Annotated in this window: 19 protein-coding genes; 6 read left to right on the top strand and 13 right to left on the bottom strand. The window is 72.6% G+C overall.

Going from position 1 to position 22,583, the window contains the following annotated elements; all coding sequences use genetic code 11:
• Positions 1-2 precede the first annotated feature (2 nt).
• Positions 3-899, bottom strand: coding sequence for an MBL fold metallo-hydrolase (locus OG494_RS11280; protein ID WP_328454649.1), 897 nt, complete (start codon positions 897-899; stop codon positions 3-5).
• Between the two features lie 79 nt (positions 900-978).
• Here OG494_RS11280 and OG494_RS11275 point away from each other — a divergent pair, with 79 nt between their 5' ends.
• Both OG494_RS11275 and OG494_RS11270 read left to right on the top strand, forming a co-directional pair.
• The gene (locus OG494_RS11275; protein WP_328454647.1) at positions 979-1,650 is read left to right on the top strand and encodes a TetR/AcrR family transcriptional regulator; all 672 of its coding nucleotides are present in this window, start codon (positions 979-981) and stop codon (positions 1,648-1,650) included.
• Positions 1,651-1,680: 30 nt separating this feature from the next.
• The gene (locus OG494_RS11270) at positions 1,681-2,247 is read left to right on the top strand and encodes a cysteine hydrolase family protein (protein ID WP_328454645.1); all 567 of its coding nucleotides are present in this window, start codon (positions 1,681-1,683) and stop codon (positions 2,245-2,247) included.
• Between the two features lie 715 nt (positions 2,248-2,962).
• On the opposite strand, the gene OG494_RS11265 is transcribed toward OG494_RS11270, so the two are convergent.
• Genes OG494_RS11265 through OG494_RS11255 form a run of 3 tightly spaced genes read right to left on the bottom strand, consistent with a single transcriptional unit; the run spans position 2,963 to position 5,122 of the window.
• A complete protein-coding gene (locus OG494_RS11265) occupies positions 2,963-3,289 on the bottom strand; it encodes an antibiotic biosynthesis monooxygenase family protein (protein WP_328454643.1) in 327 nt (108 codons plus the stop codon).
• 42 nt (positions 3,290-3,331) lie between these two features.
• Positions 3,332-4,234 (bottom strand): serine hydrolase, encoded by a 903-nt coding sequence (locus OG494_RS11260; protein ID WP_328454641.1) that lies wholly within the window; start codon positions 4,232-4,234, stop codon positions 3,332-3,334.
• A 9-nt stretch (positions 4,235-4,243) separates the two neighbouring features.
• A complete protein-coding gene (locus tag OG494_RS11255) occupies positions 4,244-5,122 on the bottom strand; it encodes a LysR family transcriptional regulator (RefSeq protein WP_328454639.1) in 879 nt (292 codons plus the stop codon).
• Positions 5,123-5,277: 155 nt separating this feature from the next.
• Here OG494_RS11255 and bla point away from each other — a divergent pair, with 155 nt between their 5' ends.
• On the top strand, positions 5,278-6,141 hold the full coding sequence (gene bla, locus OG494_RS11250) for a class A beta-lactamase (RefSeq protein WP_442874474.1): 864 nt from the start codon (positions 5,278-5,280) through the stop codon (positions 6,139-6,141).
• 137 nt (positions 6,142-6,278) lie between these two features.
• Complete coding sequence (locus OG494_RS11245) at positions 6,279-6,863, top strand: sigma-70 family RNA polymerase sigma factor (RefSeq protein WP_328454636.1); 585 nt, start codon at positions 6,279-6,281, stop codon at positions 6,861-6,863.
• 93 nt (positions 6,864-6,956) lie between these two features.
• Here OG494_RS11245 and OG494_RS11240 read toward each other — a convergent pair whose 3' ends face one another.
• Positions 6,957-7,181, bottom strand: coding sequence for a hypothetical protein (locus OG494_RS11240; RefSeq protein ID WP_328454635.1), 225 nt, complete (start codon positions 7,179-7,181; stop codon positions 6,957-6,959).
• Positions 7,182-7,370: 189 nt separating this feature from the next.
• Between OG494_RS11240 and OG494_RS11235 the strand changes: the two genes are divergently transcribed.
• Positions 7,371-8,078 carry an ATP-binding protein gene (locus OG494_RS11235; protein ID WP_328454633.1) on the top strand — a complete coding sequence of 236 codons (708 nt, stop codon included), beginning with the start codon at positions 7,371-7,373 and terminating at the stop codon, positions 8,076-8,078.
• A 132-nt stretch (positions 8,079-8,210) separates the two neighbouring features.
• Complete coding sequence (locus OG494_RS11230; RefSeq protein WP_328454631.1) at positions 8,211-8,336, top strand: hypothetical protein; 126 nt, start codon at positions 8,211-8,213, stop codon at positions 8,334-8,336.
• 1 nt (position 8,337) lies between these two features.
• Here OG494_RS11230 and rimO read toward each other — a convergent pair whose 3' ends face one another.
• The 8 genes from rimO to OG494_RS11190 all read right to left on the bottom strand — a co-directional run bounded on the left by rimO (position 8,338) and on the right by OG494_RS11190 (position 22,577).
• The gene (gene rimO, locus OG494_RS11225) at positions 8,338-9,684 is read right to left on the bottom strand and encodes a 30S ribosomal protein S12 methylthiotransferase RimO (RefSeq protein WP_328458922.1); all 1,347 of its coding nucleotides are present in this window, start codon (positions 9,682-9,684) and stop codon (positions 8,338-8,340) included.
• 26 nt (positions 9,685-9,710) lie between these two features.
• Positions 9,711-10,019: a hypothetical protein gene (locus tag OG494_RS11220; RefSeq protein ID WP_328454629.1), complete on the bottom strand. Its 309-nt coding sequence runs from the start codon at positions 10,017-10,019 to the stop codon at positions 9,711-9,713.
• Between the two features lie 95 nt (positions 10,020-10,114).
• Positions 10,115-10,747: an NAD(P)H-dependent oxidoreductase gene (locus OG494_RS11215; protein WP_328454627.1), complete on the bottom strand. Its 633-nt coding sequence runs from the start codon at positions 10,745-10,747 to the stop codon at positions 10,115-10,117.
• Positions 10,744-11,682 carry a TauD/TfdA family dioxygenase gene (locus OG494_RS11210; RefSeq protein WP_328454625.1) on the bottom strand — a complete coding sequence of 313 codons (939 nt, stop codon included), beginning with the start codon at positions 11,680-11,682 and terminating at the stop codon, positions 10,744-10,746. The genes OG494_RS11215 and OG494_RS11210 overlap by 4 nt, the downstream gene beginning before the upstream one ends.
• Positions 11,679-12,947: an ATP-grasp domain-containing protein gene (locus OG494_RS11205; protein ID WP_328454623.1), complete on the bottom strand. Its 1,269-nt coding sequence runs from the start codon at positions 12,945-12,947 to the stop codon at positions 11,679-11,681. Before OG494_RS11205 ends, OG494_RS11210 begins: the two co-directional genes overlap by 4 nt.
• The gene (locus OG494_RS11200) at positions 12,944-14,206 is read right to left on the bottom strand and encodes an ATP-grasp domain-containing protein (protein WP_328454621.1); all 1,263 of its coding nucleotides are present in this window, start codon (positions 14,204-14,206) and stop codon (positions 12,944-12,946) included. The genes OG494_RS11205 and OG494_RS11200 overlap by 4 nt, the downstream gene beginning before the upstream one ends.
• Positions 14,203-19,602, bottom strand: coding sequence for a non-ribosomal peptide synthetase/MFS transporter (locus OG494_RS11195; RefSeq protein WP_328454619.1), 5,400 nt, complete (start codon positions 19,600-19,602; stop codon positions 14,203-14,205). The genes OG494_RS11200 and OG494_RS11195 overlap by 4 nt, the downstream gene beginning before the upstream one ends.
• Positions 19,599-22,577: a non-ribosomal peptide synthetase gene (locus OG494_RS11190; protein ID WP_328454617.1), complete on the bottom strand. Its 2,979-nt coding sequence runs from the start codon at positions 22,575-22,577 to the stop codon at positions 19,599-19,601. Before OG494_RS11190 ends, OG494_RS11195 begins: the two co-directional genes overlap by 4 nt.
• Between the last annotated feature and the right edge of the window lie 6 nt (positions 22,578-22,583).

Raw genomic sequence — 22,583 nt, 5'->3', positions numbered from 1 at the left:
GGTCAGCCCGCGGCGTGGAACGCGGTGGCCGCCAGGCCGATCCACTCGGGATTGGCCCACTCCGGCCACCGGGCCCGCGCGTCCTCGTCGAGCTTCGCCGCCGTCTCCGCCGCGGACGCGCCGGCGGTCTTCAACCGCGTCACCTCGGCCTGGACGTGCTCCAGGTAGCCGCGGATCTCGTGGAGCAGCGTGACGTCCGCGATTTCGCCGTGTCCCGGGACGACCACTTCCGGGGCCGGCTCGGCCATCCCGCTCAGCGCGGCGATCCAGCGGGCGCCGTCGAAGTCGGTGTCGTACGGCGGGAAGTACGGCGCGATCGGGAACATCCGGGTCTCCGCGAGGTCGCCGGTGAACAGCACGCGGCCGTCGACGAGCACGGTCTGGTCGCCCGCGCTGTGCGCCGGGCCCCATTCCCGCAGCACGACGCGGTGACCGCCGAGGTCGAGCTCCGCCCGGCCTTCGTAGACGACGTCCGGATCGACGAAGGTGACGTCCTTCAGTTCGGCGGCGATGGCTTCGCCGAGGCCGCTGAACATCCGGACGTATCCGGCGCCTTTGCCGGCCAGTTCGTCGCGTTGCCTCCGGTTGGCGATGATCGTCGCCGCGCCGGCGAACGCCTCCGCGCCGAAGCCGTGCTCCGGGTGGAAATGCGTCGTCGTCAGGTACAGCGGCCGTCCATTCGCGAGCCGCTTCGCTTGTGCGAGCACGTATTCGCCGTTGCGGCGGCCGAGGCCGGTGTCGACGACCAGCGTCGCCCGGTCACCGACCACGAAGCCGATGTTGGGCACGAGCGGCACCCGGTTGTCGCGCAGGACGAAGACGCCGCCGGCCACCTCGACCGGCTCGCCGCCCACGATCGGCGGCGGCGCCTGTGTCACATCGGGCAGGTCTGCGGTCATGTCCGGGCTCCTATCTGATCGGTGTTCAGTTCCTGATCTGAACATAGTACAGATTCTGATCGGTGTTAAGATCGACGTCATGGCACGTGAGCGGTACCACCACGGCGACCTGCGCGACGCGCTGCTCGACGGCGCCGAGGCGCTGGTCCGCGAACGCGGCGCCGACGGCTGGAGCCTGCGGGAGGCGACGGTGCGGATCGGCGTCAGCCCGAGTGCGGCCTACCACCACTTCGCGTCGCGGGACGCGCTGGTCCGGGCCCTGTCGGACCGGCTGGTCGCCCGCCTCGGCGACCGCATGGCCCGCGCCGCCGCGCGCGCCCGGGGTGGCCCGCGGCACCGGCTCGTCGCGGCCGCGCGCGACTACGTCCGCTGGGCGATCGAGGACCCCGCGGTCGCCGGGCTGATCTTCGCGGCGCACCGCGCGGAACCCGGCGAGCCGGTTTCGCCGCACCCGCACGACGTCTTCGCGGCCGAACTCGACCGGCTGGCCGAAGAAGGCGGCTTGCCCGCGTCGGCGCGGCCCGGGGCGGAGATCGTCGTCTGGTCGGCGATGCACGGCCTCGCCACCCTCCTGGCCGACGGCCTCGTCCGGTTCGACGGCCCGCGCGCGATCGACCGCCAGGCCGAGCGGCTGATCGGAGCCGTGCTGACCGGCCTGGAGCAGGAACCCGAGCCGGCCTCACCGTGGCCGCTCCCCCGGACTTCGCACACCGAGCGGGCAGCGCGCGAAAATGTCGGTGGTCCCGCTTAGAGTGGGCGCGACCACGCACCGGGAGGGATCATGACCACACTCACCGACCGTCCGAAGACCGCGCTGCTCGTCGTCGACGTGCAGAACGGCGTCATGCGGGAGGCCCACGACCGAGAGGCCGTCGTCGCCAACATCGGGGCGCTGGTGGACAAAGCGCGCTCGGCGGGCGTCGATGTCGTGTGGGTGCAGCACACCAGCGCCGAGCTGCCGCGCGACAGCGAAACCTGGCAGTACATCCCCGAGCTCGTCCGCCGCGACGAGGAACCGCTGGTGCACAAGGCCTACGGCGATTCGTTCGAGGACACCGACCTCGAGAGCGTGCTGGCCGCGCGAGGCATCGGCCGGCTGGTGGTGGCGGGCGCCCAGACGGACGCGTGCATCCGCTCCACCCTGCACGGCGCGCTCGCCCGCGGCTACGACGCGACCCTGGTCGCCGACGCGCACACGACCGAAGACCTCTCGGCGTACGGCGCGCCCCCGCCGGGGCAGGTCATCGCACACACGAACCTGTACTGGCAGTTCCAGACGGCGCCGGGGCGGACGGCGGGCACGGTGAAGACCGAGGAGGTCGACTTCGGGGTGAAAGCGGCGGTCTGACCGGAGCGCGTGGGCCACGGCGCACGCTCGGCCACGGCGCGCAGGCTCGGCCACGCGCGGTTGGGCGTTCGGTGCCGGCCGGCGCGGAACGGCGGGCCGCGAGCAGAGCACCGCGACCTGGCGGGCGCCGCTCGGCGACCGCGCCGGCCATCACGGCCTGGACGTCGACGAGCAGGCCTGCCCTACGCCACCCGGCGGCTGGCGACTGGCGACCGGCAACACGGACCTGCCCGCCACGGGCAACGCAACCCAACCTCGCGGGCGCCGCTCAGCAACCCACGCCGACCATCACGATCTGCTCCCGGCGAGCAGACCTGGCCTGCGCCGCTCGGCAACCCGCGCCCGGGCCATCCCGATCTGCCCCCGGCGAGCAGACCTGGCCTGCGCCGCTCGGCGATCGGCGACCGCACCAGCCAACACGGACTTGCCCGTCGCGGGCGGCGCGACTCCGACCTGGCGGGCGCCGCTCGGCGACCGCACCAGCCACTACGGCCTGGCCTGCGGCCGGCCGAGCAATTCGACCTGCCGGGCGACCCTGCCAGCACAGCCTGCCCGCGGCGGGCAGAGCAGCTCAGCCCGGCGAGTGCGGCGCCCCGAAACAGCGGCCGCCGCTCACGTGGTCTGCCGCGGCTTGTCGTGAGTGGTTAGGGCGGTTCTAACCCTCCTCAACACTCACGACGGAACCGGCACAACGGTCGAGGTTCCGGTCCGGGCGCTAGCGCTTGAAGCCGTACGCGCGCTCCACCTTGGCGACCTCGATGTGGTAGTCCGCGTACCACTGCTCCCGGCCTCGCCGTTGCGCCTCGAGGTGCTCCGGGTGCTGCTTCCACGCCGCGATCGACTCGGCGTCGCGGTAGTACAGGACCGTCAGCTCGCGGCCGTCCGCGTCGGTTTTCGACTCGCGGCCGAGGTAGCCCGGCTGGGCTCGGCCGAGTTCGGTCATGCGCTGGTCCATCGGCGCGTAGCCGTCGAGGTGGCCGGCGTCCAGCTTGCTGCTGACGATCACGGCGTAGTACGGCGGCTCGGGTCTCGTGAAGGTCACCCGCGGAGCCTAGGCGCCGGAAATGCCGCGCCCAACCGGTTTTCAGGCCGCGCGCAGGTGGTCCCGCAACGCCCGGGCGACCCGGGCCATCAGGACCTCCGCCTCGGGCTGGAGCACCGCCGGCACGCGGGACTCGGTGAGGGCGACGACACCGAACGTGCGGCCTCCGGCGTGTTCGACGACGCCCGCTTCGTGCCTCAGGTTCAGCAGCGTCCCGGTCTTCGACGACCACTTCGCGGCGTCCGAGGCGAAGTCGGGCGTCAGGCGGTGGCGCAGGACGTTGAGTCCCATCAGGTCCCGGACGCCGGCGGCCACCTCCGGGTCGATCTTCGACGGCGTCCACAGGACCTGCAGCAGATCGAGCAGCGCCCGTGCCGACGCGGCGTTCGCGCGCGTGACGTCCAGCTGTGCGAGCCGGTGGCCCTGGCCGGCCGTGGACGCGCCGATGGCCAGCGAATGGGCCAGGTCGACGTCGCCGGACCCGAACCGCTCGGCCGGGGTGTCGACGAGGTCGCGCATCAGGTGGCGGACGGCGATGCCGGGGACACCCCACTCGTCCAGCATCCGGGTGACGTCGGCCGGCGGGGTCAGCTCGAACAGGACGTCGGCCGCGGCGCCGTCGCTCAGGGAGGTGCTCAGGTAGACCAGGTCGTCGACGGCGACGCGGGCCGGGTGGCGGAACCGGGTCAGCCCGATCGGGCCCGGCGTCGTGATGCCAGCGGGCTCGATCTCGACCTGGGTCGCGCCGTCGAGCTCGCCCCGGCGGATCCGCTCCAGGGTCACCGCCGCGAGCGGGACCTTGACCAGCGACGCGATCGGGAACACCCGGTCCGGGTCGATCCCCAGTTCCTGCCCGGAGGCCAGGTCGCGGACCAGGAACGAGCCGCGGAGCCCGCCGTCGGCCAGCTCGGCCCGCAGCTCCCGGACCAGCGTTTCGGTGCTCAACCCGCCCCCTCAAACCCCGGTCGCGCCGAGACATCGCCCGACCGGGGCCCACAACACGGTGCGCAGCCGGTCGGCGTCCTCCCCCAGCGCGGCGGTGACGTCGAAGCCGCGCGCCAGGTCGATCTCCCCGATCGGCCGCCACTGTAGCCCGAGGTCGGCGGCCTGCGCGGCGGAGCACAGCAGCAGGTCCGCCGAGCCGAAGACGTCCGCCGCCGCCGAGGTCAGCGACCCGGCCACGGCGACTTGGGCGGGTTGCAGGCCGACGGCGTCGCGGATCCGCAGGACCCGGTCGCGGACGTGCGGGACGTCGTCCTCGGGCTGGAGCCACACACACCGGCGCGCGCCACCCGACCGGCCGACGCGCAGGGTCTCCAGGTGCACGACCCGCGACGGCGGCGGCGCCACACCGGCCAGGCCCAGCGGCACGGTCCACGCACCCTCCTCGGCGGGGACCGCGACGAGCGCGGCGCGCACCTCCTGGGTGCGGACGAGCTCGGCCCGTTCCCCCGGCGCCGCCGCGCGGAACTCCAAGTGGACCTCCAGCACGCGGGCCTCGGCGGCGAGCTCGGCGAGGTCGCGGACGCCGCACGTGTCCGGGACGGCCACCCGCATCGGCCGCAGCCGGGCGCGCCGGGCGTCGTGTTCCATCGCCTCGGCCAGCCGCACGAGGCGTTTCGCCGACGGCAGCATGTCGCGGCCGAACGGGGTGAGCGTCGCCCGGCGGGTCGACCGGTCGAAGAGCCGCTCGCCGAGGTGGCGTTCCAACGCGGCGATCCGGCGGCTGGCGACCGGCTGCGGGATCCGCGCGACCGCCGCGCCCGCGGTGAAGCTTCCGGCCTCGCTCACGCTCACGAACGCCCTGCAGCAGCCGATCAGGTCCACCACCACACTCTATGCGATTGTGGCATCGAACCGTTCATTTCCGTCTTGGACAGCATGAGCGGACGCGGCGAGACTGCGAGAGCCGATCAAGACCGAAAGGAAGTGCCGTGTCGTTCCCCCACGTCAGGAGGGCCGCGCTCGCCGCGACGGCGCTCGTCACGCTGACCGCTTGCGCCGCTCCGGAAGCCGCGCCCCCGGCGCAGACACCGTCGTCCCAGTCGTCTTCCCAGCCGGCCGCCACCGTCGTGGCGCAACCGGACTTCGCGCCGCTCGAGACCCGGTTCGACGCCCGGCTCGGCGTCTACGCGATCGACACCGGCAGCGGCCGCGAAGTCACGCGGCACGCCGACGACCGCTTCGGGTACGCCTCGACGCACAAGGTGTTCTCCTCGGGCGCCGTGCTCCAGCGCACCGGCTTGCCCGGGCTCGGCAAGGTGCTCAAGTACACCCGGGCCGACCTGCAGGAGTATTCGCCGATCACCGAAAAGCACGTCGACACCGGCATCTCCCTGCGCGACGCGATGGACGCCGCCCTGCGCTACAGCGACAACACGGCCGCGAACCTGCTGTTCCGCGAGCTCGGCGGACCGGCCGGGCTCGGCGCCGCGCTGCGCGGGATCGGCGACACGACCACCCACGCCGACCGGACCGAGCCCGGGCTCAACGACCTCGCGCCCGGGGACATCCGGGACACCAGCACCCCGCGGGCGATGGCCGCCAGTCTGCGGGCGTTCACCCTCGGCTCGGCGCTGCCGCCGGAAAAGCGGGCGGTGCTGACCGGCATGATGCGGGCCAACACCACCGGCGGGGCGTTGATCCGGGCGGGCGCGCCGGCGGGCTGGGCCGTCGCCGACAAGACCGGCACCGGCTCGTACGCGACGCGCAACGACATCGCCGTCGTCTGGCCGCCCGGGCGGGCGCCGATCGTGCTCGTGATCATGTCGGACCGGAAGACGGAGGACGCGAAGTACGACGACCGGCTGATCGCGGCCGCCGCCAAGCTCGCCCTCGACAGCTTCCGCTGACGGCGTCCCGTCCATCCACAAAGGACTCGAAGGTCGATCTTCCGCTACGGTGAAAGGGACCACGCGAGCCGTCCCGGACCCCGATGGCCGAGCGCGCCGGCGGCGTTCCCGCCCCGGTGCCGACCCGGGAGACCACCGTGGGACCAGCGCCGCCGCCGGACGTCCCGCTCGTCCACGACGCGATCGGCGGTGATCACGAGGCCATCCAGCGGCTTTTCCGGCTGCTGCGGCCGATCGTGCTCGCCTACTGCCGCAAGCGGCTCGGCCGCGAGAACGCGACGACGACGGCCGAGGACTGCACCCAGGAAGTGCTGTTCGCGGTGCTCGTGGCCCTGCCGCGCTACCGGTACCGCTCCGACAAGTTCCTCTCGTGGGTGTTCGGCATCGCGGCGCACAAGACCGCCGACGTGCACCGGGATCGCCACCGCAGCCACGAACGGTTCACCCCGCTCCCCGACCCGGAGGCGGCGACCGACCCGGCCTGGCGTCTCCCGGCCGCGGCCGACGACTTCGCGCGGATCGAAGAACACCTGCAGGTCAGGCGGGTGCTGAACCGGCTGCCGCGGCACTACCGCCAGGTGGTGACGCTGCGGGTGCTGCTCGGCTATTCCGCCGAGGAGACGGCGGCGCTGCTCGGCATGCCGAGCCCGGAAGCGGTGCGGGTGGCCCAGTTCCGCGCGATCCGCCGGCTGCGCCGGGTGATCCGGTACGCCGCGGTCTGACGAACGCGCGGCCCGGCACGAGACGACCGAAGTCGAGCACACTCCGCGTCGGCAACCGGCAACTCTCCGGTCCGATGTGGACAGTCCCGGTCATCACCGGGCCGAACGCATCGCGGGCAAGCCGGCAGTTCGGTCCCGGTCGGCCTCGGAGCCGAGGAGCTGCCGCACGTCTTCGGCGCGCGTGACGACCGCCCGGGCGACGTCGGTCAGGCGCCGGCCGGTGCGACGGGCGTGGCCGCGCAGCAGCGCCAACGCTGTGGCGAGGTCGGTGCCGAGCGCGCCCCCGACACGAGAAACGCCGAGCCGGTCGTACCCCACGCGGTCCCTCTGGCGCGCAACGCGAGTTCGTCACTACGGAGTACCCCGCGGCGCGCGATCACGACTAGCGTGGTCCGGCATGGAGCCTTCCGCGGTGGCGACCCGGCAACGTTGCGCGGGGCAGGTCTGAAGGACTTCGTGCCTCCGGAACTGACGCTGCGCCTGACACCCCGGCCCGACAGTGCCCTGGTGACCGTCAACGGGGAGCTGGACCTCCCCGGGTACGCGTCGCTGCGGGACGGGCTGCTCAAGGTCGCGGCGGACACGCCGCCGGGGATCGTCGCCGACGTCACCGCCCTCACGATGGGCGAGCTCGCGCCGGCCAGCGTCTTCCCGCTGGTCGCGCGGCGCATCGGCGACTGGCCGGGCATCCCGCTTTCCCTGGTCACCAGCCGGAACGCGCACCTGCGGCTGCTCCACCGCTCCGGGATCGACCGCTTCGTCGCGGTGCACCCGGACGTCGAGACCGCCGAGCACCACCAGAGCACACCGGTCCGGCACCGGGTGGACCGGACCCTGCCCCGCACGGCCAACGCGGCGCCGCTGGCCCGGTCGTTCGTCCGCGAACTGGCCGGGCAGTGGGACGTGCCCGAGCTGATCTACGACGGCGCCCTGATCGCCGGTGAGCTGGCCGACAACGCCGTCCGGCACACGTCGTCGGTCCCGCGGATGCGGCTCGACCTGCGCCGGGGTCTGCTGACCGTGGCCGTGGCGGACGACGACCCGCACCCCGCGGTGCTGCTGGAGCGGTCGGACGTCCGCAGCCCGGGGCTCGGCCTCTACATCGTCGCCCACGCGGCGAAGGTGTGGGGCAGCAGCCACCGGTGGTCCGGCGGCAAGGTCGTCTGGGCGGTCCTCACCTCGGCCCGGCACCGCGACCGCGGCGAACCGGGCTGATTCCGGGAAACCCGGACCGCGACGGGCGCCGACCGGAAGAACTTCACGCTGAAGGACAACCCGTCCACGGTCATCGGCTCCGCGGTCCGCGGCGCGTGGACCGACAGCCAGGGCAAGGACCACTACAGCTGCGTGTGGCAGTACGACAGCTACCCGATCGCCCTGATCGTCACCGGCGCCTCGTCCTCGTCGGTCAGCCCGGCCTGCGACACGGTCACCGTCTACGACAACGCCCAGCTCGCCGACCACGTCGGCTGACCTACGCCGGCCGGAGCCGCGCTTCGAGATCCGGACCGTCGGCGCCCGTGACTTCGGCCCGGACCAGTTCGCCCGCCGCGGGCCGCGTCCCGGTGAAGGTGACGACGCCGTCGACCTCGGGGCCCTGGTGCGCGGCCCAGCCGTGCCCGGCCGGCCCGACCAGCACCTCCACGACCGAGCCGACCCGCTCCCGCGCGCGCCGGCTGCCGGTTTCCTCCGCCAGGAGCGACAGTTCCTCGACGCGCCGCGCGAGCACGTCCGGAGGCACTTTGCCGGGCAGCCCGACGGCTTCCGTGCCGTCCTCGTCCGAATAGCCGAACACGCCGGCGACGTCCAGCCTGCCTTCCTCGAGGAAGCGCTTGACCTCCGCGAACTCGGCGTCGGTCTCGCCCGGGAAGCCCGCGATGAAGTTCGACCGCACCCCCGCTTCCGGGGCCGCCGCGCGGATCTTCTCCAGGAGTTGCAGGAACCGTTCCCGGTCGCCGAAGCGGCGCATCCGGCGCAGCACCGCACCGCTGGCGTGCTGGAACGACAGGTCGAAGTACGGCGCCACCCCGGGTGTCCCGGCGATCGTCTCGAGCAGGCTCGGGCGCAGTTCGGCGGGCTGCAGGTAGTTCACTCGCACCCGGTCGACGACGGCCGTGAGCCGCGGCAGCAGCTTCTCGAGCGCCTGCAGGTCGCCCAGGTCCTTCCCGTACGACGTCGAGTTCTCGCTCACCAGCACGAGTTCGCGGACGCCGTGGCCGGCCAGCCATTCGGCTTCGGCGAGGATCTCGGCGGGCGGGCGGGACACGAACGCGCCGCGGAAGCTCGGGATGGCGCAGAACGTGCACCGCCGATCGCAGCCCGACGCCAGCTTGAGCGGGGCGACCGGACCGCCGCCGAGCCGGTACCGCAACGGCCTCGGGCCGCCGGCCGGGCCGTGACCGGGAACCGGCGCGGTCACCGCGGCGGGCCGCTGCACCGGCGTGATCGGCAGCAGCATCCGGCGGTCCCGCGGGGTGTGCGCGGGGTGCGCGCGTCCGGTCAAGGCGTCTTCGAGGCGGGCGCCGATCTCCGGGTAGTCGTCGAACGACAGCACGGCGGCGGCTTCGGGCAGCGCGTCGGCGAGTTCACGGCCGTAGCGCTCGGCCATGCAGCCGACGGCGACCACTTTCGCGCCCGTGCCGGACGCGGCCAGGACGGTGTCGATGGACTCCTTCTTCGCGGCTTCGATGAACCCGCAGGTGTTCACCACGACGACGTCGGCTTCGGCGCCCGGTTCGGCAAGGCGCCAGCCCGATTCGCCCAGGCGCGCGGCCAGCTCGTCGGAGTCGACCTCGTTGCGCGCGCAGCCCAAGGTGATCATCGAGACGGTGCGCACGTCGGCCACCGTCAGGACGCCACGATCTCGCCGCCGGGCGGCTTCTGGTCGTTCACCACGGCCACGGAGTCGCCGCCCTTGTCGCCGATCGCCCGGGTCTGCACCAGGACCGGCGCGTCGACGGCGGGCGCGGCGACGTTCAGCGGGAGGTAGGCGGTGATCACCAGGCCGCTCGCCAGCAGTACGCGGGCGAACCGGCGGCGCCGGTCGCCGGTCGCCTGGACGCTGACGCAGGTGCCCCACTGCTGCCCGGCCGGCGCCTCCGGGGTGTGCTCCCGGCGGAGCCGGCGTTCTTCGGCCATGCGCTCGAGTTCGCTCACGGTTCTCCCTCGGTGAATCCGGTTACCGGACGGCCCGAGAGTCGCACGCCGCGCGAAACCGCCTCAAGGTCTTCACCGGAATTGGCCGGAACCGGTCAGCGACCGCCGAACAACCGCGTGACCTCGGCTTCGACGTCGGCCAGCCACCGCGCGCGGCGGTCCGCGCCGGCGTCCGCGACCACCCGCAGGACCAGCCGGGTCACGGCCGGCTCGCCGAGGTAGGGCGCGAGGCAACGGCGCCAGATCGCGTCGAGCGGGTCGCCGAACAGCGTCCGCTCGCGCTCCTCCGGGGTGTCGGAGGTGTTGACGACGAACAGGTGCTCCAGGGCGAGCAACGACTCGGGGGCGCCGCCCGCGTCGTCGAGCCGGTAGGCGACGCCGGGGACCGGGATCCGGTCGAGCCAGCCGCTGAGGATCGCCGGCGGTTTGCCCCACCAGTTCGGGTGAATCGCGACGAGCCCGGCGGCGTCACGCAGCTCCTCGCGGTGCCGCCGGACCAGTGGATCCGGCTCGGCGGCGAGGAAATCTTCGGCGTGGGTGCCGCTGGTGTACGCCTCTTCCGCGGTGAGCACCGGGTCGAAGCCTTCGGCGTACAGGTCGTGGAACCGCACCGGCCGCCCGGCCTGCGCCAGCGCGGCCCGCACCCGTTCGGCGAGCGCGTGGTTGAAACTGCCCGGCCGGGGGTGGGCCAGCAGGACCACCACCGGCCGGGCGGACGCCTCGGTCATCCGGTCATCGCGACGAGGATGCGGCGCTTGCCGGTGAACGGTTCGCGGCCGTGGGCGTGCAGCATGTTGTTGATCACCATCACGTCGCCGGCCTGCCACGGGAAGGCGTAGCTGACCTCGTCGTAGACCTCGCGGACCTTCGCCAGGTCCGCGTCCGGGATCGGGCTGCCGTCGGCGAAGTAGGCATTGCGCGGCAGGTCGGCTTCCGGGTACAGCTCCAGCAGCGCTTCGCTGACCTCCTCGCCGAGGCTGGAGACGTGGAAGAGGTTGGCCTGGTTGAACCACACGGTCTCGCCGGTATCCGGTTCGTCCACAAAGGACGGGCGGACGTGCCGGGTGCGCAGGCCCTCCTCGGTCCATTCGAGGGTCTGGCCGTTGCGGGCGCAGTACTCCTCGACGACGGCGCGGTCGTCGGTCTGGAACGCCTCCTGCCAGGTGAGCCCGAGGCCTTCGCGGAACGCCCGCGCGTACGTGACGCCGCCGGCGAACCGTTCACGCAGGTCCTCCGGCAGCAACCGGAACACCGCCCGGCTGTCGGCGATCGGCGTGGCGCCGCCGGTCGCCGCCGCCGTGTCGCACAGGAAGAACAGCCGGGCCGGCCAGTGCGCCGAGTAGGAGTTCTCGTTGTGCATCGGGATCGACTCGGCGGGCGGGTACTCCGTCGAGGTGTAGATGTTGCCGGCCACCGCCGAGCGCGGCGTCGAGCGCTCCGTGTAGGTGAGCAGCGCGCCGCCGATGGTCTCGGTGACCCGGTTGAACAGGTCGAGGTCGACCGGCAGGCCGCGCAGCAGGATCGCGCCGTGGTCGCGCAGGTGGGCCTGCAGGTCCGGCAGGTGCGCCTCGACCCACGCGAGGTCGGGGACCTGGTGGACGGCGATGCGGGTGTGCTCGTTGCCTTCGAGCTGCCCCAGCGGCGCCGCGAGATCGGCGGTCATGACTCCTCCAGTTCGATGCGGATCAGCTTGGTGGCCTCGGTGTGCAGCGCGGCCAGGTCCTCGGCGTCGGCGAACCCGGCGGCGAAGATGTTGACGGCGTAGACCTCCTGGTCGCCGGTGAGCACCTGGCCGGGCGTGACGATGGTGACGACTTCGAGGACTTCGGGCAGGTCGGCGACGTCGTCGGTCCCGGTGACGCGCACCAGCCGCCCGGCGCCGTCGGCGTAGACGACCAGGTAGCCCACCGGCACGGGCAGGCCGCGGCCCCGCGCGGGCGGCGGGGTGCCGAGGGCGAGCGAGACGGCTTCGGCGGTGACGTCGATGCCGGTGGCCAGCTTGAGCAGGGCGGGCTGCGCGCCCCCGGCCGGGCGGCCGGCGTTCACTTCGACGATCGTCGGGCCGCGCTGCGCGTCGTCGATGATCTCGACGTGCGCGCAGGTGTGGTCGAGGCCCAGGGCGAGGACGGCGTCGATCACCGCCGACCGGATCGCCGTCGCACGCTCTTCGGGCAGGTCGAGTGGCGGGCAGACCATCGCCAGCTCGAACTTGCGGTCGTCGATCAGCGTCTTGTCCACGATCCCGACCGGCTCCGCGACGCCGTCGCGGATCAGCACGTCCACCGCGTACTCGGGGCCTTGGAGCAGGCCCTCGACCAGGAAGACCCGCAGCGGGTCGATCGATCCGGGCAGGGTGCGGTGGTACCGCGCGTCCGGTGACTGCGGGAGCCGGGTCGCGAGCAGGTCGTAGGCCGCGGTCAGTTCGTCCACTGTGGATACCGTGCGGACGAGGGTGCTCGCGGCGCCGTTCACCGGTTTGACGATCGCCGGGAGACCGACCTCCGCGGCGATCTTCCCGGCGTCCGACGGGTCGGCGAACAACGCGCAGCGCGGTCCCGGCAGACCCGCTTCGGCGAGCGCCTGCCGCACGGCGAACTTGTTGTGCGTCACGGTGAAGACGTCGGCCGGGCAGCGGGCGACGCCGAGCAGTCCGGCCACCCGGGCGGTGCTCGCGATGATGCCCTCGGCGGCGGTGAGCACTCCCCCGGGTTCGGGGTCGCGGGCCCGGATCGCGTCGGCGACCGCCTCCGGATCACGGACGTCGTCGACGACCACGAAGCCGTCCACGATCGGCGTCAGCTCGGCGCGTTCGGCGTCGTCCAGGGCCTCGGTGACCAGCTCGGCCCGGAAGCCCTCCCGGCGCACGGCCGCCACGACGTCCCGGATCCAGTGCCCGCGGGTCTCGCGGACGACGAACGCGGTCTTCACGAGACCTCCAGCCGGATCAGTTTGCTCGCCTCGGCGTGCAGCGACACGAGGTCGTCGTGGTCGGCGAACCCGGCGACGACCAGGTTGACCGCGTAGGTCTCCTGCTCGTCGGTGAGTACCTGGCCGGGCGAGACGGTGGTGACGACGTCGATCACCTCGGGCAGGGCGGCGATGTCGTCGAGCCCGCCGATGCCGGTCAGCGTGCCGGAGCCGGTGGCGTAGAGGATCAGCATGCCCAGCTGGATCGGCAGTTTCGCCGGTTCCCGCGCGGGTGGCGGCGCGCCGAGGGCCAGCGTGGTCAGTTCGGCGAAGACGTCGATGCCGGTCCGCAGCTTGGCCAGCAGCGGCATGATCGAGCCCGCCGGGCGGCCGGCGTTGACCTCGACGATCGTCGGGCCGCGCCGCTCGTCGTCGATGATCTCGACGTGCGCCACGGTGTTGTCCAGGCCCAGGGCTTTCACCGCGGCGGACGCCGCTTCGCCGACCAGCGCGGCCCGCTCGTCGGTGAGCCCCTCGGGCGGGCAGGACAGGACCAGCTCGAACTTGCGCTCGTCGATCAGGGGTTTGTCGAGGATCTCGACCGGCTCGGGGACGCCGTCGCGGATGAGCACGTCGACGGCGTACTCCGGGCCGCGCAGCAGGCCTTCGACGAGGAACGTCTTCGCCGGGTCCAGCGTTCCCAGCGGGCGGTGGTAGCGCGGGTCGGCGGACTCGGGCAGCCGGGCCGCCAGCAGCTCGTAGGCCGCCGCCAGTTCGTCCACTGTGGACACCGTGCGGACGAGGTTGCTGCCCGCGCCGTTGACCGGCTTGACGATCGCCGGGAGTCCCACGCGCCCGGCGACCTCGGCGGCATCGGACGCCGAGGAGAGCAGCGCGAACCCCGGTCCCGGCAGCCCGGCCGCCGCGAGGGCTTCCCGGACGGCGAACTTGCTGGCCGCCCGGGTGAACGCCGACGCCGGGCAGCGCGCCACGCCGAGCAGCTCGGCGACCCGGGCGGTGCTCTCGATGGCGCCGTCGGAGCCGGTGATCACCGCCGCGGGTGCCGGGGTGATCCCGCGGATCTTCGCGGCGACGGCTTCGGCGTCGTAGACGTCGTCGACCGCCACCACCTCGTCGACGATCGCGGCGAGCGACGTCCGCTCGGCCGCGTCCACCGGCGGGGCGAACAGGACCGCGCGGTGGCCGGCCGCGTGCACCGCGGCGGCGACCTCGCCGACCCAGTGCCCGCGTGCCTCCCTGATCAGCACCACGACGCTCACGCGGCCTCCTTCCCGGCGAGCTTGCGCTCGCGCACCTGCGCGCCCACCAGGTCGTCCGGCAGCGAATCCGGCACCTCGGTGTCGAACCGGCGCAGCAGCTTCACGGCGAACCCGCCGATGTTGATCAGCAGCAGGATCAGGGCGTAGACGACGTAGACGAGCCCGACACCGCGGCCTTCCCCGGTGCCGAGCACCGAGCCGACCGATCCGGCCAAGGCGCCGCCCGGAGCCAGCAGCGGCGTGAACCAGCCGACCGCGACGGGCGCCAGCACCGCGAACCCGATCGGCAGAGTGGACCAGGTGATCGTCTGGTTGATCGCGAACACCCGGCCGTGGTAGCGCTGCGGCACCTTGACCTGCACCAGCGTCGCGTAGATGCCCTGCGACACGGCCATCGCCGCGGCCAGCAGGAACACCCCGGCCGCGACCACGATCAGCGACGGCCGCAGGCCCATCACCAGGCAGCCGAGCGCGATGCCGACGTTGCCCGCGAGCACGCCGACCATCCGCCGCTTGCGGGGGCCGCCCCACAGGGCCATCCCGATGCCGCCGACCACGGCTCCGACCGCCTCGGCCAGCGCGACCTGGGCGACGTCGGTGACCGTGCCGAACGAGAGCACCAGCGGCGAGACGAGCACCAGCGCGGGCGCCAGGAAGACGTTGGCCAGCGCGAAGTACAGCAGCATGGTGCGGAAACCGCGGTGGTTCCACGAGTACTTCAGCCCGCCTGCGATCGCCGTCAGCAGCGGTTCCCGAGGGCGCCAGCCGAGCAGGTCGGGGAACCGGACGAACAGCAGGCTGACGATGGCGAAGGCGTAGCTCACCATGTCGAGGACCAGGATCCCGGACAGCTGGATCGCGGCCAGCAGGCCGGCGGCGATCACCGGCATGAGCAGCTGCGCGAAGCCGTTGGACAGCTGCGCGAGCCCCATCGCGTGGCCGAGGTACTGCTTGGGCACTAGCTGGGCGACCGACGACTGGTAGGCGATCCGCTGCAGCGACCCCGCGACCGACCCGAGCGGGATCAGGACGTAGATGAACCAGAGCTGCAGGTTGTCCGCGACCAGCAGCAACGCGAGCGCGAGCTGGATGAGCCCGGCGACCGCGCTGGCCGCGATCATGATCTTCCGGCGGTCGCCGCGGTCGACCAGGGCGCCGGCCACCGGCAGGATCAGCACCCCGCACATCAGCGCGAGAGCCCAGAGCAGGCCGAGGTCGGTGACCGAGCCGGTGCGGGTGTAGAGCCAGATCGGCACCGCGAACGACGTCAGCGCCGAGCCGGTCGAGGAGACCAGCTGGCCGATGGTGACCGTGACGAACCGGGCCATGCTCGGCGGCACCACGGGCTTCTCGTCCACAGCGGCTGTGTGCGTGTCGTGCACCGCCCAGCCCGCGTCCTCGCCCCGCTTCGAGATGTGCAGCTCACCCGGGTCGTCGAGGGCGGGGTGGACGCGGGTGATGATCTCGGCCAGCTCGGCCGCGCGGTAGCGGAGGAAGAAGTGCCCGGCCTGGTCCAGCACGACCAGCGCGGTGCGGTCGGTGAGGAACTCCCATTCGCGGTAGCGCTCGGCGTAGTAGTCGGTGACCGGATCCTCCGAGCCGACGACCGAGATGATCGGCGCGCGCAGCTTGGCGACACGGGCGTCGAGCAGGCCGCTGAAGTACTCCTCGGCGGCGCGGCTGTCGGCGCGCATGTTGCTGATGATCCGGTCGGCCTGGTCCGGGTCGAGTTCCTCGGTGTCGACGCCCATGCCCTTGAGCCAGTCCGCGTAGTACCGGTTGCTGCGCAGCTTCTCCAGCTTCGTGCGTAGCGTGCCGACCGCGCCCTTGATCCGCGCGAACGGGAAGATCGCGCCGATGTGGACGACTTCCAGCTCGCGGCCGCGTTCCTCCAGCCGGCGGGCGACGCCGACGGCGAGCGCGTTGCCGACCCCGCAGTGACCGTAGATGGCCAGCGGGCCGTCGATCCGCTCGAGGACCTCGTCGGCCAGCCGCTCGACCAGTTCGTCGAACGGCACGGCCTCCTCGGTCAGGCCGACGTCGTGGCCCGGGATGGCCACCGAGTACAGCGAATACCCGGCGGGCAGCGCGTCGGCGAGGGGCTGGTAGACGATCGCGCTGCCGCCGCCGTAGGGGAAGCAGACGTAGGTGAGCGTCCGCTGCTTGAGGGGCTTGGTCAGCTCGTACAGCAGGTGCCCGGAGTCGTCGCGATCCCCGTCGAGGAACGCCGCCAGCTCGCGGATGGTCCGGTGCTGGAACAGGTCCATCACACCCGCTTGGTGCCCGGCTTTCGCGATCCGCGCGACGACCTGGGTGGCGAGCATCGAGTGGCCGCCGAGGTCGAAGAAGTCGTCGTCGACACCCAGTTCGTCGACCTTGAGGACGTCCCGCCAGATGTCCGCGAGGAGGACCTCCAGGGGCGTCGACGGCGTGACGAGCTCCGTGCTCGCGTCGCGACTCGCGACCGGTGCGGGCAGCGCCTTGCGGTCGAGCTTCCCGTTGGGCGTCAACGGAAGTTCGTCGAGAGTGACGAACGACGGCGGGACCATGTAGTCCGGCAGGGTGAGCTTCAACGCCGTCCGCAGCGCCCCCGCATCCGCGTCGCCGACGACGTACCCGACCAGGCGCTTGTCCCCCGGCGAGTCCTCACGGACGAGCACCACCGCGTCACGGACGCCGTCCTGCTCGCGCAGCGCCGTCTCGATCTCGCCCAGCTCGATGCGCAGGCCGCGGAGCTTGACCTGGTGGTCGATGCGGCCGAGGAAGGCGATCGTGCCGTCCGGCCGCCAGTGGGCGAGGTCGCCGGTGCGGTACATCCGGCCACCGTGGAACGGATCGGGCACGAACTTCTCGGCCGTCAGCTCGGGCCGGTTGTGGTAACCGAGGGCCAGGCCGACGCCCGCGATGTGCAGCTCGCCGGGGACGCCGACCGGGCACGGGTTACCGCGCTGGTCCAGGACGTAGATCCGCAGGTTGCGGATCGGTGTGCCGATCGGCACCGACGCCACCTCGGCCAGGGCTTCGGGTGTGCAGTGCCAGGCGGTGACGTCGATCGCGGCTTCGGTCGGGCCGTAGAGGTTGTGGAGTTCGCAGTGCGGCAGCCGGGTGGTGAACTCCCGGGCCGTCACCAGGGGCAGTTCCTCGCCGCTGCAGACCACGCGGCGCAACGACGTCACCGAGTCGATCTCCGGTTCCGCGAGGAACAGCGTCAGCATCGACGGCACGAAGTGCGCAGTCGTGATGCGCTCGGAAACCAGCAGGTCACGCAGGTACGCCGCGTCCTTGTGGCCGCCCGGCTCGGCCAGGACCAGCCGGGCACCGGTGATCAACGGCCAGAAGAACTCCCACACCGAGACGTCGAAGCTCGCCGGGGTCTTCTGCAGCACCGCGTCCGAGCCGTCGAGGCCGTAGGCGCGCTGCATCCAATCGAGGCGGTTGACGATGCCGCGGTGCCCGTTCGGTACGCCCTTCGGCTTCCCGGTGGAGCCCGAGGTGTAGATGACGTACGCCGGATCGTCCGGCCCGGCCGCGGTGTCCAGTGTGGACTCAGGTCCGGTCAGGTCGTCGAGGACGACGACGGTCGCGTCGCCCGGCGGCAGCGTGTCGCGCAGCGCGGCCTGGGTGAGCACCACCGGCGCGGCGGCGTCTTTCAGCATGAACGCGAGCCGGTCGGCCGGGTACTCCGGATCCAGGGGGACGTACGCGCCGCCCGCCTTCAGCACCCCGAGCAGGCCCGTGACCAGCTCGAACGACCGGTTCGCGAAGACGCCGACCAGCGTGCCCGGGCCGACACCCAGCTCACGCAGGCGGTGCGCGACGCGGTTAGCGCGTGCGTCCAGTTCCCGGTAGGACAGGGACTCGCCGCGGAACGTCAGCGCGGGTGCGTCCGGTGTGCGGGCGACCTGCGCCTCGACGAGTCCGTGAAGCGTGCCCGGCGGGATCTCCCCCGCCGTGTCGTTCCAGCGGTTCAGCACCAGGTCCCGCTGGTCGCCCAGGAGGTCCAGTTCGGACACCGCCCGCGTCGGGTCGGCGACGATCGAGCGCAGCAGCGTCACCAGGCGGTCGGCCATCCCGGCGACGGTCTCCGTGCCGAACAGCGCCGTGTTGTGGACGAACTTGCCGATCAGGCCGGACTCGATCTCGATGGCGTGGAACTCGAAGTCGAACCGGGTGGCGGGCAGGTCCATCGGCAGCCAGCGGAAGTCCACTTCGGACTTGCCCGCCGCGTTCATCCGGCCCATCTCGTAGTTCTGCAGCGCGAACATCGCCTGGAACACCGGCGAACGGCTGACGTCCCGGGGCACGCCCAGCGCGTTGACCAAGCGTTCGAAGGGGACGTCGGCGTGGTCGAACGCGTCGAGCACGTGCCGCCGGGTGCGGTCCAGCAGCTCGGTGAAACTCGGGTCGCCGGCCAGCTGGGCGCGCAGCGGCAGCATGTTGATGAACATGCCGACAACGCCCTCCAGCTCGGGCAGCCCGCGCCCGGCCGACGACGACCCGACCGCGAAGTCCTCCTGCCCGGAGTACCGCGACAGCAGCAGCTGGTAAGCCGCGAGGAGCGTCATGAAGAGCGTGACGCCGTGTTCGCGGCTCAGCTCGCCGAGCGCCCGGGCGAGGTCCTTCTCGACGAAGAACTCGTGGATGGCGCCGTCGAACGTCTGGGTCGCCGGGCGCGGCCGGTCCGTCGGCAGCTCCAGGGGTTCGACGCCGCGGAGGGTCTCCTGCCAGTGGTCCAGCTGCCGGTCGAGTTCGGTGCCGGTGAGCGTCCGGCGTTGCCAGTGCGCGAAGTCGCCGTAGCCGATCGACAATGCGGGCAGGCCGGCCGCGGTGCCGTGGTAGTGGGCGGCGAGGTCGCGCAGCAGCAGGTCGACCGACCAGCCGTCGCCGACGATGTGGTGCGTGCACACGGCGAGGAGGTGCTCGTCGTCGCCGATCCGGACCAGGGTGGCGCGCAGCAGCGGGCCGTCGACCAGGTCGAACGGCTCCGCCGCGGCGGCGTCGACCGCCGCTCGTGCCACGTCCTCACCGGAGGCGTCCACCAGGGACAGCGGCACGGTGACGTCCGTGGCGAGGCGAACGGCCGGCTGCCCGTCCTCCCCCGCCGGGAACCGCATCCGCAGCGCTTCGTGCCGCACCGGAAGGGCGTCCAACGCCGCCTGCAAGGCAACGACGTCGAGGCGGCCGGTGAGGCGGATCGGGATCGGGATGTTGTAGGACGTGGTTCCCGGCGCGAACTGCTCCATGAACCAGACGCGTTCCTGCTGGTAGGACAGCGGGACGGGGTCGCCGTCCGGGCGCGGGGTGATGGTCGCGGCCGGTTCGGCGCGCCGGCGCAGCCGTCGTTCCAGCAGGGCCCGGCGCGCGGCGGCGCTGCTGGTCTCGTCGATCGTCGTCACGCCTGCTCGCTTTCGGCCAGCTGGGCCTGGACCTCTTCGTCGCTGAGCTGGTCGAGGTCTTCTTCCAGCCGCCGTTCGACCTCGGCGGCGAGCCCGGCCACCGTCGTGAACGAGAACAGGCCGCGGACCGGAAGTTCGACCCCGACCTGCTTGCGGATCCGGGCCATCGCGCGGATGGCCAGCAGCGAGTTGCCGCCGTGGGCGAAGAAGTCGTCGTGCACGCCGAGCTTCTCCACGCCCAGGAGTTCACCGAGCACCTCGGCGACCAGCTCCTCGGACGCGGTGCTCGGGGCGACGTACTCCGTCTCCGCACCGAGCTGGGGATCCGGCAGCGCGGCGCGGTCGAGCTTGCCGCTGGCCGCGACCGGCAGGGCGTCCAGGGTGACGAACAGGGTGGGCACCAGGTACTCCGGCAGGCTCGCCCGCAACGCCTCCGCCGCACCTTCGGCGGTGCCGACGACGTACCCGACGAGGGCGCCCTCGCGGACGGCGACGGCCGCGTCCCGGACGTCCGGCAGTTGCCGGAGCGCGGCTTCGACCTCGCCGGGCTCGATGCGGTAGCCGCGCAGCTTGACCTGGTCGTCGGTGCGGCCGAGGTACTCGAGGGTGCCGTCACGGCGCCAGCGGGCGAGGTCGCCGGTGGTGTACATCCGGCCGAACGGGCCGTCCGGGAAGCGTTCCGCGGTCAGCTCGGGCAAGCCGAGGTAGCCGTCGGCGAGCTGCGCGCCGGCCAGGTGGAGCTGACCCGCGACACCCGGCGGGACCGGCCGGAGCCGGTCGTCGAGGACGTAGACACGGGTGCCGGGGATCGGACGGCCGATCGGCACCGGGCCGTCGACCGGACCGTCGAGCCGGTGGGCGACGCAGCCGACAGTGGCCTCGGTCGGGCCGTACTCGTTGGTGACGGTCGCGGCGAACGGGCGCACGACCTCACCCCTCAGCGCCTCACCGCCGAGCACCAGGTCCCCGGTGGGATAGGACTCCTCCGGCAGCACGGCCAAGTGCGTCGGCGTCGCCTTGACGAAGTCCGGCCGACCGGAGTCCACAATGGACCCACCGGCGGTCAGCGGGCCGAGCAGCGTCGTGACGGTCAGGTCGAACGACGCCGACGTGTGCAGCAACGCGCGGCCGCTCAGGCTCGGGTACGCCTCGCGCGCCCAGGCCAGGTAAGTCGCGAGGGCGCGGTGCCCGACCTGCACTCCCTTGGGACGTCCCGTCGAGCCGGACGTGTAGATCACGTAGGCGATGCCGTCCGGCACCGGCGGGTTCTCCGTGGACGACTCCGCCCACACCGCCGGGTCGCTCAAGTCCAGGGTCTCGGCGTCGAGGGTGACGCCGCTGGTGAGCACGACGCGGGCCCCGGCGTCGGCCAGGATCAGGGCTTGCCGCTGCGCCGGGTTGGCCGGGTCGAGCGGGACGTAGGCGGCGCCGCTCTTGAGCGCCCCCAGGATGCCCACGACCAGATCGGCCGAGTTCGGCGCGCACACGCCGACCACACCACCGGTGCCGAGCCGGTGCGCGACGCGGTTGGCCCGCGCGTTGAGCTCGGCGTAGGTGAGCCGCACGCCGCCGAGGTCGACCGCCACCGCGTCCGGAGTCCGCGTCACCTGCTCCTCGAAGCGGGCGACGACCAGCGGAGCGTCCGAAGTGGACGTTTCGCCCCACTCCAGCACCTGGGCGCGCTCGGCGTCCGAGAGCAGCGGGAGGTCCGCCACCGGCGTGGCGGGGTTCTCGACCGCCGCCGCGAGCAGGCCCAAGAACCGGTCCACCATCGATTCGGCCGTGGCCCGGTCGAAGAGATCCGTGCGGTAGAGCAGGCGGCCGTCGACCGCGGTCAGGTCGATCGCGACGTCGTCCTTGGCGGTGGCGTAGCGGACCGGCTCGATGCCCGAGTCCGGGATGAAGTTGAAGCCGATCTGGTAGAGCGCCTGCACCGCCGGGTCACGCTCGGGACGGACAGCGTCGGCGACCAGCTGGAACGGCACCCGGCCGTGCTCGATCGCGTCCAGCACCGCCGTGCGGACCCGGCCGACCAGGTCGCCGAACGACGGGTCGCCGCCGAGGTCGACGCGGATGGCCAGCTGGTTGACGAACATCCCGATCAGCGGCGCCAGTTCCGGCAGGTCGCGCCCGGCGACCGGCACCCCGACGACGACGTCGTCCTGCCCGGACAGCCGCGACAGCAGCGCGGTGTACCCGGCCAGCAGCACCATGAACGGTGACGCCGACAGCTCCCGGCCGACCGCGCCGGCCTTCTCGAGCAAGCCTGCGGGCAGGTCGAAGTCGACCTGGTCGCCGGCGAACCCGAACTCCGCCGGGCGTGGCCGGTCGGTGGGCAGGCTGTGCACCGGCGGGAGCCCGGCCAGCCGTTCGCGCCAGTACTCCAGCTGGGCGCGCACCAGCGGCAGCTGGCCACGCTGCCACGCCGAGTAGTCCGGGTACTGGATGGCCAGTTCGGGCAGCTTCGGCAGCCGCCCTTCGGCGACGGCGTCGCAGGCTTCGTTCAGCTCGCTGCCCAGCACCGGCACGGACCCGGCGTCGAACACCGTGTGGTGCACGACGAAGGTGAGCAGCCAGTCCGTGTCGGTGAGGCGGCACAGCTGTGCCCGCCACGGCGGCGCGGCGTCCAAGGGGATCGGGCGGCGGGCGATCGCCTGGGCCAGCTCGGCGGCGCGCGGTTCGCGATCGGCGGCCGGGAGGTCACGCAGGTCGTGCACCTCCGGCTCGATCGGGACGTGCTCGTGCACGACCTGGACGAGCGCGCCGTCCTCCATCCGGAACGCGGTGCGCAGGGCTTCGTGCCGGCCGACGACCACGCCGATCGCCGCGCGCCACTGGGACTCGGTGAGCGGCAGGTCCTGCCGCACCTGGCACGGCAGGTTGTACACCGGCGAGGCGGGGTCGAGCTGGTTCGACAGCCAGATCCGCTCCTGGCCGAACGAGGCCGGGAACGTCCATTCCTTCGTGTCGGTCATGTCTCC

Origin of the sequence: Amycolatopsis sp. NBC_00438 (genome assembly GCF_036026695.1) — a bacterium.
Taxonomy (GTDB): Bacteria; Actinomycetota; Actinomycetes; order Mycobacteriales; family Pseudonocardiaceae; genus Amycolatopsis.
The sequence above is the reverse complement of the archived record's forward strand: the minus strand, read 5'-3'. Positions and strand labels throughout refer to the sequence as shown.